Source organism: Garicola koreensis (assembly GCF_014195445.1).
GTDB classification, from domain to species: domain Bacteria; phylum Actinomycetota; class Actinomycetes; order Actinomycetales; family Micrococcaceae; genus Nesterenkonia; species Nesterenkonia koreensis.
In genome coordinates, this window is the sequence record NZ_JACIBT010000003.1 from 146,702 (window position 1) to 159,951 (window position 13,250).

Sequence of the window (13,250 nt, forward strand, 5' to 3'; positions counted from 1 at the left end):
GGAAGAACTCCGCTCATAGGCCCACACAGCTCATAGGTCGACGCGGCGGTCGTCATCACGCGGCGTCGTCGTAGGCGATCGAGTGGATCAGCTCCACCACGCGGGTGAGCACCTGCGGGTCAGTCTCCGGCGGCACCCCGTGGCCGAGGTTGAGCACATGCCCGGCAGCCCCGGAGCCGGCTGCCACCACCTCGCGCACGTGGGCTTCCAGCACCGGCCAGTCCGCGGTGAGCAGTGCGGGGTTGATGTTGCCCTGCAGCGGGGTCTCGGCGCCGAGCCGGCGGGTGGCCTCGGCCAGGTTGAGCCGGTAGTCGATGCCCACCACATCGGCGCCGGCGGACTTCATCAGGTCCAGGATCTCGCTGGTGCCGGTGCCGAAGTGCACCAGCGGGGCTCCGAGGCCGGCCACATGACCCAGTGCAGCCGCCGAGTGCTCAAGGACGTGGCGCTGGTAGTCCTCCCGGCCCAGGGATCCGGCCCAGGAGTCGAAGAGCTGCGCGGCGGAGGCCCCGGCCCGCAGCTGGGCGGCCATGAACCGGCCCGAAGCCTCAGCGGCCCAGGCAGCCAGCGCGTGCCAGGTCTCGGGGTCGGTGTGCATCATCGCCCGCGGGCCCATGTGGTCCCGGGACGGGCGGCCCTCCACCATATAGGCGGCCAGGGTGAATGGAGCGCCGGCAAACCCGATCAGCGGCACGGCGCTGCCCTCGGGGCCCAGGGTCGCCAACTCGGCCACAGTGCGCTGGACCGCCTCAACGATCGGGGCGAAGGCCTCGTCGTCGATCTGCGGCAGCGCGGCCACGTCAGCGGGGGTGCGCACCGGGGATCCGAGCACCGGCCCCACCCCGGGCTCGATCTCCACATCGATGCCGGCCAGCCGCAGCGGGATCACAATGTCGGAGAAGAAGATCGCGGCGTCCACGTCGTGCCGGCGCACCGGCTGCAGGGTGATCTCGCTGGCCATCTCCGGCTTCAGGCAGGAGTCGAGCATCGTGGTGCCCTCGCGCAGCTTCCGGTACTCCGGCAGGGAACGGCCGGCCTGGCGCTGGAACCACACCGGCCGGCGCTGCGGGCGCGCGGGCTCGCCGGCGGCGCTGAGCCCTCCGCGGTACTGGTTGAGCAGGGGCGAGTCAGCGGTGAGTCCACTCACCAGCGGATGCTCGGCAGGCAGGGCGGCAGGCGTCGTCGTCATAGTCCCTATTCTGCCCTGAACCGCAGTGTGCGTCGCATTATTGACTCCAGGATTTCGACAACACGTAGAAAAGGGTAGAATTGCGGCGCTGTGGTTCTCTTTTCACTTGTCGCATCCCACTCCGACCTTGATCTGGAGACCGTGGGAACACTCTCCTCAGGGGCAGCGAGCGTCGCTGGCTCTGTCGACCTGCCTGCCGTGACGCTGGCGACCTGCAACCGCTTAGAGATCTACGCGGAGGCCCCTTCGGACTCCCCGGAGGATGTGGCGGCCGGGCAGCAGAAACTTCTTCACGCCGTCGCCGAGGCCAGCGGGCTGGACAGCGAGACCGTGGCCGCATCCTTCAAAACCCTGATTGAGGACGACGCCGTCAACCATCTGTTCACCGTCGGGGCCGGTCTGGATTCCGCGGTGATCGGCGAGCGCGAGATCGCCGGGCAGGTCCGGCGTTCCTTGGCGCAGGCACAGTCAGCCGGCACCGTCTCGGGCAACCTGACCAAACTGTTCGAATCCGCCACCCGCACGGCCAAGGACGTCGGCGCCAAGACGGTCCTGGGCACCCGCGGCCGCTCCATCGTCTCGGTGGCGCTGGACATCGCCGGCGATATGCGAAGCGAGCGGCCCGACTTCTACCGCGAGGCGAAGGCCGTGCTGATCGGCACCGGCGCCTACGCGGGGACCTCGCTGGCCCAGCTGGCCGAACGCGGTGTGGGCGATATCGGCGTCTTCTCCGGATCCGGCCGCGCGGCAGAGTTCCTGCACGAGCGCGGACCCTCGGCGGCCCAGTACGGATCCCGTGCCCGCGCGTTGGAGATGCATGAGCTCAGTCAGGCCTTTGCTGAGGCCGACCTGATCATCGGCTGCTCCGGCGGAAGCCGGCAGATCACCGCCGCTGAGGTGCAGTCGCTGGGCCGGCTCGATGAGCGCGCGCAGCCGCTGACGATTGTTGATCTGGCCCTGTCCCACGACTTCGACCCCGAGGTCGCCGAGCTCGACGGGGTGGAGCTGATCACTCTGGAATCGGTGAAGGTCGCCGCCCCGGACGAAGCCTCAGCCTCATTGGAGCAGGCCCACGCTGTGGTCGGCGATTCGGTGCAGCAGTTTCTCACCGAGCGTCGCGAGCGCACCGCTGATGATGCGATCGTGGCCCTGCGCAAGCACACCCAGCAGCTGCTGGACTCCGAGATGGACAAGGTGCGTAAGCAGCACGGCTGCACGGCCGCCGGCGATGAGGTCGAGTTCGCGGTGCGCCGCATTGTGCGCAAACTGCTGCACACCCCCACGGTGCGCGCTCGCGAGTTGGCTGCGGAGGGGCGCACCGATGAGTACGTCAGCGCCCTGCAGGCCCTCTACGGCATCGAGGTCTCCCCCCGGGAGGACTCCGTGCGGGAGGCTCCGGCCATGCGTCGTCGTGCCGAGGAGTTCTCGGCCGCCGAACTGGCTCAGATGGCCGCCTACCAGCAGCAGATCCCCGACGGCGGCTTCTGCCGCCACCACAGTGCCGGCGAGTTCGCCGCCGAACGCATCCCTGCCCTGCAGCAGCTGCGCAAGAGCGCCTGAGCGCTGCCTCCCCCGTCACGGTGGCCGCGCTGAAACTGCGCGGAACCCGGTTCCTGTGAACGTAGAGGCGCTGTCCAGCTGGCATGACGCCGACACTGATTGGAGAATCGTTAGGGTGAAGGTATTGGTCGAGCAGATCGATAAGTCGACCCCTACGTAAAGAAGGTGACGATCATGCAGCTCGCAACACTTCGAGACATCTACGAGGCTGAGGAGCCGCTGGCCACGGTCTACATGCAGGCACTGCCGGTCAGTGCCGATGCTGAGCACGAGGTCCGCCTACGCTGGGACGCCCTGCGCAGGCAGCTGGCCGACGCCGGTGCGCACCAGGAGACGCTCGACGCCCTGGACGAGACCATCATGGACACTGAAGCCTTCGGCGCTGTGCAGGCTGAGGGACGAGTGCTGGTGGCTGGCCGCGATGGCCTGCTGCTGGACGAGGACTTCGACGCCACCGGTGAGGAGGGCGACCAGGCGGTGTTGGCCCCGGTGGCACAGCTGGGCGACTACCTGCGCCAGCGGCTGCGCTCCGTACGGGCCCTGGTGGTGCTGGTCGATCAGAAGCAGGCCACCATCCGGCGCGAGATCTTCACCTCCACTGAGCTGCTTGACAGCGGTGCTGAGACGCAGGTGCAGGGCTCAGCCTACGAGTCGGTGCACAAGCCGCGCGAGGGCGCGCTGCACCACCGAAGGATGCAGCAGCGGTCTGAGGACGCGGCCGCCATGAACATCCGCGACGTCAGCGAGCGGCTGCGGAGAATCAGTGAGCGGTGGCACCCGGATGTGATCGCCGTTGCCGGTGAGGTGCAGGGCCGCAAGCTGCTGCTGGATGAGCTGCGCGCTCCGCTGGCCGAGGTGGCCTATGAGATCGAATCGGGCGGGTCCGACGACGCCGGAGCCGAGGAGGCCATGGCTGATGAGCTGGCCAACCTGGCCCGCAGGATCACCGTTGAGCGTGTCACCGAGCAGACTGAACGCTTCGGCACCGCCGAAGGCAATGGTCTGGCCGTTCAGGGCGCCGAGGACGTCTTCCGGGCGGTGCGCCTGGGCGCGGTCGATACTCTGCTTCTGCGCTATGGCCAGCCGGCCCAGGATGAGGATGAGCTGCTGCGTGCAGCGGCCGGCGTGGATGCCTCTGTTGCCCTCGTGAGCACGGCCGTGACCGATAATGTGGCCGCCGTCCTGCGCTACCAGGCACCGGTCGACGAGATGGATCACCAGCCGACTTCCGCCTGAGGGCAGTTCCAGCCGCTGGCTGCGGTCCACCTCGATCCGGCGGTGACGGTGTAGACGAGAGCTCCTGTTCTGTGGTGACGTGATAGCAGACGTCCCCTGTTGAACAGGAGCTCTCCTCAGTAAAAGTCACCGAGTACCTGCTCGCTGCCATCACCCCTGCCCCGAAGGATCAACGGATATGAAGGCGCTGATCTGCGGAGCCGGCATCGCAGGACTGACCCTGGCGGTTCGCCTCGAGCACCACGGCTGGAATGTCACTGTGGTCGACCGCGCCGACACCCCGCGCCAGCAGGGCTACATGATGGACTTCTACGGACTGGGCTTCCAAGCGGTCAAAGCCATGGGCCTGGAGCGGCAGCTGCGCATGCACGCCAGCCGCGTGGGAGAATTCCGCTACGTCGACAGCAATGGCCGCACCAGCGTCAGTCTGGACTATGACGTGTTCGTCAAGGCCCTCGATGGAGACGTTGTCGGCATCATGCGTCCTGCACTGGAACGGATGCTGCGTCACGCACTTGGAGACGGTGTGCAGGTCCGTTACGGAACCACGATCACGCGGCTGGACGACATGACGGCTGAGCTCTCTGACGGCACCGCCATGGAACCGGATGTGATCGTCGGCGCCGACGGCATCCACTCACACATCCGTGCGCTGACCTTCGGCCCCGAACGGGACTGTCTGCACTATCTCGGTATGCACACCAGCGCATTCGCCTTCCATGACCCCGAACTCTTCGATAAGGTTCACGGCCAGTTCCTCCTCACCGAGACACTCGATCGTCAGCTGGGCCTCTATGGCCTCCAGGAGGGACACGTCGCGGCCTTCACCGTGCACCGGTCACCGGATGAGACCCCGCCCGATGATGCGCGCGAGGAGCTGCGCGGTGAGTTCTGCGGCATGGGCGACCTCGTCGACCGCGCCATGGCACACTGCCCGCCGTCCACTCAGATGTACTACGACACCGTGGCACAGATCATCATGCCGCAGTGGACCAGGGGCCGCATCGCCTTAGTGGGAGACGCTGCCCATGCGGTCTCCCTCGTGGCCGGACAAGGCGCCTCGTTGGGAGTTGCCGGAGCCTACGTGCTGGCCGAGATGCTCGCGACACAAAGCTCGGTGCCGGATGCACTCATCGAATACGAGCGACGCTGGCGGCCAGTGGCGACCGGGATCCAGGACGCGAGCCGTGAGCGTGGAATTGAGGTGTTCCTGCCCAGCTCGCCACGAACCTTGCTGCTGCGCCGCTGGGGGGTCCGGGCGATGCGGGTACCGGGTCTTCACCAGGTGATGGTGAGGTCGCTGGTCCCGAAGAGCCGAGAAACGATCACCGAACTCAGCGCACCGGCTCGGCGATGAGGGGCTGGTGGCGACTGCCGGCGCACGAGAAAGCCCCCGGACCAGCTGCGTGAGGGGGACGCTAGAAACGCTGGCCCGGGGGCTTGAATCACTCGCACCTTGAAGAGGCAGTATCTAATGTACGGGCCTACCTTGACGGAACACCCCAAAGAACCTTAATTTTCCCTATGAATTTTTCGCCCCCGCTGCCCCGCGGTGGCGCGACTAGACTGGATCGAGTGACTGAGGTTCCCGAAAGCGCCGCCCACACACCCGATGCGCAGCTGCGCGAAGAGTATGCACAGCTGGCCGAAGAGGTTCGTGGCCACCAGGCCGCCTACCACCAGAGGGATTCGCCGGTCATCGCCGACGCCGAATATGACCAGCTGATCCACCGGCTGCGCAAGATCGAGCGCGAGCACCCCGAGCTGGTGGCTGCGGACTCCCCCACGCAGCAGGTGGGCGGTGCGCCGTCGAAGGCTTTTGACCCGGTGCAGCACATTCAGCGGCTCTACTCCCTGGAGGACCTCTTCAGCCGCTCCGAGCTGCGCACCTGGTACGAGCGTGCCGTGGCCTCGCTGGCGGAACTGCGCGGCGATGAGCCGGTGCGCTGGCTGGTGGAGGTCAAGATCGACGGTTTGGCGATCAACCTGCTCTACCGCCGCGGGGAACTGGTCCGCGGAATCACCCGCGGCGACGGGGTCACCGGTGAGGATGTGACCCACAATGTGCGCACGATCAAAGCCATCCCGCACCGGCTGCACGGCTCCGGTCACCCCGAGGAGCTGGAGGTGCGCGGCGAGATCTTCATGCCCTCGGCGGAGTTCGGCGCCTTCAACGATCAGCTCATCGCGGCCGGGAACCCTCCGCTGGCCAACCCGCGCAATGCCGCCGCCGGGTCGCTGCGGCAGAAGGATCCGGCCAAGACTGCCGAACGGCCGCTGTCGATGTTCGTCCACGGCGTCGGCGCGCGTGCGGGCCTGGGGCTGACCAGCCAGCACCAGACCTATGAGCAGCTGGCCGAATGGGGCCTGCCGGTCAGCCCCTACACCCAGATCCTGCAGACGCGCGAGCAGATCGAGGAGTACCTCGACGAGCACCAGCGCAGGCGCCACGAGTTGGTCCATGAGATCGACGGGGTGGTCATCAAGGTCGACGACTTCGACCAGCAGCGCGCCCTGGGCCACACGTCCCGGGTGCCACGCTGGGCCGCCGCGTTCAAATATCCGCCGGAAGAGGTGACCACCCGGCTGCGCGATATTCGCGAGCAGGTCGGCCGCACCGGCCGGGTGACTCCCTACGCAGTCCTGGATAAGGTGAAGGTGGCCGGCTCCGATGTGCGGCGCGCCACGCTGCACAACCAGGAGGTGGTCCGGGCCAAAGGCGTCCTCATCGGTGACGACGTCTTCATCCGTAAGGCCGGCGATGTGATCCCGGAGGTCCTGGGCCCAGTGCTGGGCGCCCGCGAAGGTCGCGAGGAGGAGCTGTACGAGTACGTTTTTCCCACGCACTGCCCGGCCTGCGGAACCCGGCTGGCCCCCAGCAAGGAGGGCGATGTGGATATGCGCTGCCCCAATGCCGAGACCTGCCCAGCCCAGCTGAGCGAACGGGTCATCCACATCGGATCCCGCGGTGCGCTCGACATTGAGGCACTGGGCGATGAGGCCGGCATTGCGCTGACCAACCCGGATCTGCGCCGGCCCCCGGCAGAGCTGATCGACCACAGCGCGCTGCAGTCCTCCGAGGTGCAGGTCAGCTTCGACGACGACGAACCGCGACCGCAGACCCCGGTGCTGCGCAACGAAGCTGAGCTCTTCGACCTCACGGCAGAGGACCTCAAGGACGTCTACGTCTGGCGAGAAGTGCGCGTCTCCGGTGAGCCCACCGGTCAGTGGGCGCCGTCGCTGTACTTCTGGACCAAGCCCCGGTTCGATGCCGGTGAGCTGAAGAAGGCTTCAGAGCCCACCGCCAACACTCTCCAGCTGATCGAAGAGCTGGACAAGGCCAAGGACCAGCCGCTGTGGCGGGTGCTGGTGGCGCTGTCGATCCGGCACGTGGGCCCCACGGCCTCACGCGCGCTGGCCAGCGCCTACGGGTCGCTGGAGAAGATCCGTGCCGCGCAGAAGGAGGAGCTGGCCGGCATCGACGGCGTCGGGCCGGTGATCGCCGCCTCCATCCGCGACTGGTTCAGCGTGGACTGGCACCACCGGGTGCTGCAGCGCTGGGCTGAGGCTGGGGTGCGCACCGAGGACGAGGGCGACGAGTCCACCCCGCGCACTCTGGAGGGGCTGACCGTAGTGGTGACCGGCTCGCTGGAGGGGTTTTCCCGCGACGAGTCCAAAGAGGCGATCACCGCCCGCGGAGGTCGAGCCGCCGGCTCGGTCTCGAAGAAGACCGACTATGTCATCGCCGGGGCCAATGCCGGCTCCAAACTCGCCAAAGCCGAGTCGTTGGGGGTGACGATGCTGAATGAGGAGCAGTTTCAGGCGTTGCTGAACAGTGGACCAGAAGGGTTGAATGCGTGAGTGAAGAGACCAGGACGCTGCAGCAGCTGCTGAGCATCGCCCAGCAGGCCGCCGCCGCGGGTGCCGCAGTGCTGGCCGAACGCGACCAGGCGGCCCCCGCCGGGCTGTCGCTGAACAGTCAGGACCACGGGATCCAGACGAAATCCTCCATTTCGGACTTCGTCACCGACTTCGACAGGCGGGCAGAGGAAGCGGTGCGTGAGGTGATCACCACCCACCGCCCCCGCGATGTGATCTCCGGTGAGGAGTACGGCACCACCGAGGTCTCTGATCCCTCCGGCTACCGGTGGTCGATCGATCCGCTGGACGGCACCACCAACTTTGTGCGCGGCATCGTCTACTACGGCACCTCAGTGGGGCTGCAAGCACCCGACGGCGAGTGGGTCATCGGCGTGGTCGACGCGCCGGCCCTGGGCCGCACCTGGTGGGCCGTGGCCGGACAGGGCGCCTTCGCCGCACGCGCCGGGGCGGACCCGGTGCCGCTGCACGGGCCCACCGGCGAGCTGAGTGCGGGCCTGCTGGCCACCGGGTTCGGCTACGAGCCCCAGCGCCGCGCCCAACAGCTGGCCTCGGCGGCAGCCATGAACGAGCACTTCGGCAACCTGCGGCGGCTGGGAGCCGCGGCCCTGGACATCTGCATGGTCGCCGACGGCACGCTCGACGCCTACGCCGAGTACGGCATCCAGGAGCACGACTGGGCCGCTGCCGCCGTCATCGCCGAGGAGGCGGGAGTCACGGTGCGCCGGCCCGCCTCGGCCGACGGGGAGGAGCACCCTGACTGGTGCGTCGCCGGCAACATCGGCATCGACTACGCCCAGCTGGCCCCCACCCCGACGGGGCTCTGATCGGCACCTCTGATGAGTTTCGCCAAACGCACCCCCGCCGCGCATCCGCAGGCCGCCCTGGTCGAAGCGGCCGGGCTGGAGTGGCTGAAGTCCGCTGAAGCCTGCGGCGGACCCGCCGTCGTCGCGGTGCTCGCCGCCGAGCCGGGGCTGCTGCGGCTGCAGGAGGTGACCGCCGCCCCGCCGAGCGCTGAAGCGGCCGCTGAATTCGGGGCCGCGCTGGCCCGCATGCACCGCAGCCTGGGCCCCGACACGCCGTTCGGCACGCTGGGGGCGGGCCACCCGGCGGACCAGCCGCCGCTCTTCGGCCCTGCGGATCAGCCGCTGCCCATGGGCACCGGCCAGCACCGCAGCTGGGGCGCTTTCCACGCGCAGCAGCGCCTCGACCCGGTGTTGGAGAGGCTGAGGCCGATGGCGTCGTCCTCGGATTGGAAGGTTCTGCTCGCCGCACGCGATCAGATCTGCGCCGGCGTTTACGACGACGAGGAGACCGCCTCGCTGATCCACGGAGACCTGTGGAGCGGCAATGTGCTGTGGAGTCCGGCAGGTGCGGTGCTGATCGACCCGGCCGCCCACGCCGGGCACCGCGAGTCCGACATCGCGATGCTCCAGCTCTTCGGGATGCCGCACCTGGATGAGCTGCTGGGCGCCTACCAGCAGACCGCTGCGCTGCAAACCGGGTGGCAGCAGCGCACGGCGGTCCACCAGCTCTTCTACCTGGCAGTGCACTGGCTGCTGTTCGGCTCCGCATACCGCGGCCCCACGCTGGCCGCGGCACGGGCGACTGTCGAGTACTGACCGTCCCGCAAGTGGCAGGTGGGCACTAGGGTGGGTGCTATGAGTGAAGGACCGACGACGCCGGTGCGGGCAGATGCCTGGCTGTGGTCGGTGCGCATGTTCAAGACCAGGTCCGCTGCCACCGAGGCCTGTCGGGCGGGGAAGATCAAGGTCGACGGCGATGCGGTCAAACCGGCCACGAAGCTCTCCCCCGGCACGCGGGTGCAGATCAGTCGGCCCGGCTATGTGGTGATCCTGGAGGTCATCCACACCCACGCCAAGCGGGTCGGCGCCCCAGCGGCGCGCACGGCCTATGCCGACCACTCCCCCGAACAGATCAGACCCCGCGATGTCGGGCTGCCCCGGCGCGAACGTGGAACCGGGCGCCCCACCAAACGCGAGCGTCGCCAACTGGAGCGGCTGCGCGGCTACACCAAAGACCGCTCGGGTCTGCGGTGAGTCTGTGACGTCGTCGAACCTTTGAGATGATGGATCCGCTGACGCCCCAATAACCCTGCCCCGAGGATGAAAGGTCCGATTCATGAGCGCACGTGTTGACTTAGGCCCGACCGATCAGCTGCCGGAGGGCGAAGTCATGCAGGTTACCGCCGACACGTCCGGCCACAGCGGCGATATCGCGCTGGTTCACGCCGAAGAGGGCGGATTCTATGCCCTGGACGATGAATGTTCCCATGAGGCAGTCCCACTCTCCGGCGGGTTCGTGGAGGAGGACACCCTGGAGTGTCCCAAACACGCCTCGGCCTTCTGCCTCAAGACCGGGGTGCCGGAGACGCTGCCGGCCATCTCGCCGGTGAAGACGCATCTGGTGACCGTCGAAGATGGACATCTGATTCTGCACCCGGGGACTCCGCATCCTGAGGCGAACTCCTGACATCTGCCCCCTGACGGGACGCCTCCTGAGACCTGCGAAAAACTCACAGCAAATGTCCAGTTTCTATGGGGTGTTCCGTCAAGGTCGACCCCTATATTAGTAAGTACCTCATCAAGGTGCGAGTGATTCAAAGCTCCCGGATCAGCGTTTCTGGCGTCCCCCTCACGCCGCTGATCCGGGAGCTTTTCTCATGCCCGCCGGCTTGTCGCCCGGGAGCCGGGAGACCTCTCAGGAGGAGGCAGGCACCGACTTGCGGATGGTCACATAGCTGAGCACACCGAACCCCAGAGTGGGCAGCATAAGCCATCCGGAGATGCTCAGTGCAGTCTGATTCTGGAGCCACTCCCACACGGTTCCCCACCCGTCGTTGACCGTCACCAGCATCACCGCTGCGGCGAGGACCGCCACTGTCCCCAGCAGGGCGGCCCAGAAGGCCAGCAGCCCCACCCGTTGGTAGAACATGGTCACGCCGAAGGCCAGCAGCATCAGCATCAGGCACACCACCGTCATCGCCAGGCCCGCGCTGAGGATGCCACCCGGACCCTCGGTCAGATAGGGCAGATCGAAGTTGTAGGCTTCGATTCCGTAGCCGCCGGTGATGTCTTCTATCCAGGCAGCCAAAGCGTAGGCAGCGCCGAAGCCCAGCGACAGGGCAGCGAAGGCGAGAAATGCACCGATGACAAAGACTCGGCGGCTGTAGCTCAGCGCCATGGAGAACGGGAAGGCGTGGGTGGCCGAATAGGCGGCCATGAAGACCAGGCACCAGAGCGCAGCCTGACTGGCTCCGGTGTATATCGGTTCGGCCGCCAGATCAGCTCCGCGGTCATCGACCTGGTGAACCCAGACCACGATCCCCAGGGCCAGCGCCCACGCCGCGACGAACACCAACACCGGCACGCCGATCATTGTCCCGGGGACGGCGAACTGCAGCCGGAAGGCCGCTGGCACGCGGGCAAAGCTGGAACGTTGTTCAGCGACGGCACTCATCGGGCCACCTCCTGGTCCCCGGACTGCGGGTCTCTGGTCGTCAGGTGCACCACCAGTTGCTGCAGGGACACCGGCACGACGTCGACGTCCAGCTCGACCATTCGACGCTGCTCAGTCTCAGTCAGAGCGCCCAGCACAGTGGTGCGCTCCATCCGGCCCAAGCTCTCCCGGCTGAGCACCTCACGATCTGCGGTGATCTCCCTGACCGCATCCGCTCTGCCCACCAGGGTGACTGCGCGGCCGCGCAGCTGCTCCACCGGCTCGGTGAGCAGCACTCTGCCGCTGTCGATGAGCACCACGTTCTCGATCAGGTGTGCGATCTCATCGATGAGATGACTGGAGAGCACGATGGTGCGGGGATGCTCGGCGTAGTCCTGCAGCAGCCGGTCGTAGAAGGTCTGCCGGGCCACGGCGTCCAGACCCATATACGGCTCATCGAAGAACGTGATATCTGCCCGGGATGCCAGGCCGATGATCACCGCGACCGCCGAACGCTGGCCCTTGGACATCTTCTTGATCCGGGTCTTCTGCGGCAGGTTGAAGTCGCTGATGAGCCGCTCGGCCAAGCCCCAGTCCCAGTTGGGGAACGCCAGGGCCGCAGCGTTGAAGGCATGGCTGGCCTTGGCGTCGTCGATATAGCGCTGATCCTCGCGAACAAAGCAGATCCGGGGAAGCACCTGCTCGTTCTCATGAGGTCGCTGGCCGAAGACGTCGACCTCGCCCTCGCTGGGCCAGTCCTGGCCGGTGACGATCGACATCAGCGAGGTCTTTCCGGCACCGTTGCGCCCCAGCAGCCCGTGGATCATGTCCTGTTGGAAGCCGACGGTGACGTCGTCCAGGGCTGTGGCGCTGCGATACCGGCGGGTGACCCCGCGGACCTGTGCTGCTGTGCCGGTGGTGTCGTAACTCATCGGCACTCTCCTCTCACGTTGGTCGCTGCTGGTCGCGTTCGCGCAGCAGCTCTATGACGGTCTCGACCGAGAGCCCGATATAGCGGGCCTCGGCAAGCATTGGTGTGAGGTAGTGATCGGCGAATCGCTGGCGTCGCTGTGCGCGCAGAGTCTCCTGAGCGCCCTCAGCGACGAACATTCCCAGCCCGCGCCGCTTGATGAGGATCTCGCGGTCCACCAGCAGATTGATTCCCTTGGCCGCGGTGGCCGGGTTGATCCGGTGGAAGACGGCCAGCTCATTGGTGGATGGCGCGCGTTCTCCCTCAGCCAGGGAACCGTCCAGCACAGAAGATTCGACCTCTTCTGCGATCTGCACGAACAGTGGGCGTCCGTCCTCCATGAGCTCACCTCCTTCCGCCGGCGGGAATTGCACCAGTCTACTCTCACTTCTATACCTGAGCGGTTCACTACTTGACCAATGAACCGCGTAACTAAGTAACCATGATCCTGCAGATGATGTCAACCCCTGGGACCTCGCGGGCACCTAGGATGGAGAAATGGACGGTGAGAACATCGAATGCTGGCTGACAGACATGGACGGCGTGCTCGTCCGCGAACACGAGGCGCTGCCCGGCGCCGCCGAGCTGCTGGAGCAGTGGCGGCGCAAAGACCTTCCCTACCTGGTGCTGACCAACAACTCCATCTTCACCGCCCGCGACCTCTCGGCCAGGCTGCGCCATTCTGGGCTGGTTGTTCCCGAGGACCGCATCTGGACCTCTGCGCTGGCCACCGCCACCTTCCTGGCGAATCAGGTCGATCGCGAGAAGGGCGCCGGCTCCTGCTATGTGGTCGGCGAAGCGGGGCTGACCACCGCACTCCATGAGACCGGGTTCATCATGACCGACACGGCCCCCGACTACGTGGTGGTGGGCGAAACCCGCAACTACAGCTTCGAGGCTATCACCAAGGCCGTGCGGCTGATCCGTGACGGTGCCCGGTTCATCGCCACCAACCCG

13 protein-coding genes are annotated in these 13,250 nt (G+C 66.9%); 9 read left to right on the plus strand and 4 right to left on the minus strand.

Annotation, left to right across the window (positions count from 1 at the left end):
* Positions 1-55: 55 nt before the first annotated feature.
* Positions 56-1,189 (minus strand): uroporphyrinogen decarboxylase, encoded by a 1,134-nt coding sequence (gene hemE / locus FHX47_RS07050; protein ID WP_183358215.1) that lies wholly within the window; start codon positions 1,187-1,189, stop codon positions 56-58.
* Between the two features lie 90 nt (positions 1,190-1,279).
* Here hemE and FHX47_RS07055 point away from each other — a divergent pair, with 90 nt between their 5' ends.
* The 8 genes from FHX47_RS07055 to FHX47_RS07090 all read left to right on the plus strand — a co-directional run bounded on the left by FHX47_RS07055 (position 1,280) and on the right by FHX47_RS07090 (position 10,357).
* Positions 1,280-2,749, plus strand: a complete 1,470-nt coding sequence (locus FHX47_RS07055) for a glutamyl-tRNA reductase (RefSeq protein WP_183358216.1) — start codon at positions 1,280-1,282, stop codon at positions 2,747-2,749.
* Positions 2,750-2,923: 174 nt separating this feature from the next.
* On the plus strand, positions 2,924-3,985 hold the full coding sequence (locus tag FHX47_RS07060) for a baeRF2 domain-containing protein (protein ID WP_183358217.1): 1,062 nt from the start codon (positions 2,924-2,926) through the stop codon (positions 3,983-3,985).
* A gap of 178 nt (positions 3,986-4,163) precedes the next feature.
* Positions 4,164-5,342 carry an FAD-dependent monooxygenase gene (locus FHX47_RS07065; protein WP_183358218.1) on the plus strand — a complete coding sequence of 393 codons (1,179 nt, stop codon included), beginning with the start codon at positions 4,164-4,166 and terminating at the stop codon, positions 5,340-5,342.
* A gap of 167 nt (positions 5,343-5,509) precedes the next feature.
* Positions 5,510-7,846, plus strand: coding sequence for an NAD-dependent DNA ligase LigA (ligA, locus tag FHX47_RS07070; RefSeq protein ID WP_183358219.1), 2,337 nt, complete (start codon positions 5,510-5,512; stop codon positions 7,844-7,846).
* Complete coding sequence (locus tag FHX47_RS07075; RefSeq protein WP_183358220.1) at positions 7,843-8,691, plus strand: inositol monophosphatase family protein; 849 nt, start codon at positions 7,843-7,845, stop codon at positions 8,689-8,691. The genes ligA and FHX47_RS07075 overlap by 4 nt, the downstream gene beginning before the upstream one ends.
* Positions 8,692-8,703: 12 nt before the next feature.
* Entirely contained in the window at positions 8,704-9,486 is a 783-nt protein-coding gene (locus FHX47_RS07080) for a fructosamine kinase family protein (RefSeq protein ID WP_183358221.1), read from the plus strand.
* Positions 9,487-9,525: 39 nt separating this feature from the next.
* Positions 9,526-9,924 (plus strand): RNA-binding S4 domain-containing protein, encoded by a 399-nt coding sequence (locus FHX47_RS07085; RefSeq protein WP_183358222.1) that lies wholly within the window; start codon positions 9,526-9,528, stop codon positions 9,922-9,924.
* A gap of 82 nt (positions 9,925-10,006) precedes the next feature.
* Complete coding sequence (locus tag FHX47_RS07090) at positions 10,007-10,357, plus strand: non-heme iron oxygenase ferredoxin subunit (RefSeq protein WP_183358223.1); 351 nt, start codon at positions 10,007-10,009, stop codon at positions 10,355-10,357.
* Positions 10,358-10,585: 228 nt separating this feature from the next.
* On the opposite strand, the gene FHX47_RS07095 is transcribed toward FHX47_RS07090, so the two are convergent.
* The 3 genes from FHX47_RS07095 to FHX47_RS07105 are packed head-to-tail and all read right to left on the minus strand — an operon-like array spanning position 10,586 to position 12,634.
* Positions 10,586-11,344: a hypothetical protein gene (locus FHX47_RS07095; protein ID WP_183358224.1), complete on the minus strand. Its 759-nt coding sequence runs from the start codon at positions 11,342-11,344 to the stop codon at positions 10,586-10,588.
* Positions 11,341-12,255, minus strand: coding sequence for an ATP-binding cassette domain-containing protein (locus FHX47_RS07100; RefSeq protein WP_183358225.1), 915 nt, complete (start codon positions 12,253-12,255; stop codon positions 11,341-11,343). The genes FHX47_RS07095 and FHX47_RS07100 overlap by 4 nt, the downstream gene beginning before the upstream one ends.
* A 13-nt stretch (positions 12,256-12,268) precedes the next feature.
* Positions 12,269-12,634, minus strand: a complete 366-nt coding sequence (locus tag FHX47_RS07105; protein WP_183358226.1) for a GntR family transcriptional regulator — start codon at positions 12,632-12,634, stop codon at positions 12,269-12,271.
* A gap of 157 nt (positions 12,635-12,791) precedes the next feature.
* Here FHX47_RS07105 and FHX47_RS07110 point away from each other — a divergent pair.
* Positions 12,792-13,250: HAD family hydrolase (locus FHX47_RS07110; protein ID WP_484494479.1), on the plus strand; the 459-nt coding region annotated here is incomplete at its 3' end.

Bases quoted from the DNA above. Each gene is read 5' to 3' on its own strand.
- FHX47_RS07085 (WP_183358222.1), top strand. From the start codon at position 9,526: ATGAGTGAAGGACCGACGACGCCGGTGCGGGCAGATGCCTGGCTGTGG.
- FHX47_RS07100 (WP_183358225.1), bottom strand. From the start codon at position 12,255: ATGAGTTACGACACCACCGGCACAGCAGCACAGGTCCGCGGGGTCACC.
- FHX47_RS07060 (WP_183358217.1), top strand. From the start codon at position 2,924: ATGCAGCTCGCAACACTTCGAGACATCTACGAGGCTGAGGAGCCGCTG.
- FHX47_RS07095 (WP_183358224.1), bottom strand. From the start codon at position 11,344: ATGAGTGCCGTCGCTGAACAACGTTCCAGCTTTGCCCGCGTGCCAGCG.
- FHX47_RS07090 (WP_183358223.1), top strand. From the start codon at position 10,007: ATGAGCGCACGTGTTGACTTAGGCCCGACCGATCAGCTGCCGGAGGGC.
- FHX47_RS07105 (WP_183358226.1), bottom strand. From the start codon at position 12,634: ATGGAGGACGGACGCCCACTGTTCGTGCAGATCGCAGAAGAGGTCGAA.
- hemE (WP_183358215.1), bottom strand. From the start codon at position 1,189: ATGACGACGACGCCTGCCGCCCTGCCTGCCGAGCATCCGCTGGTGAGT.
- FHX47_RS07080 (WP_183358221.1), top strand. From the start codon at position 8,704: ATGAGTTTCGCCAAACGCACCCCCGCCGCGCATCCGCAGGCCGCCCTG.
- ligA (WP_183358219.1), top strand. From the start codon at position 5,510: ATGAATTTTTCGCCCCCGCTGCCCCGCGGTGGCGCGACTAGACTGGAT.
- FHX47_RS07065 (WP_183358218.1), top strand. From the start codon at position 4,164: ATGAAGGCGCTGATCTGCGGAGCCGGCATCGCAGGACTGACCCTGGCG.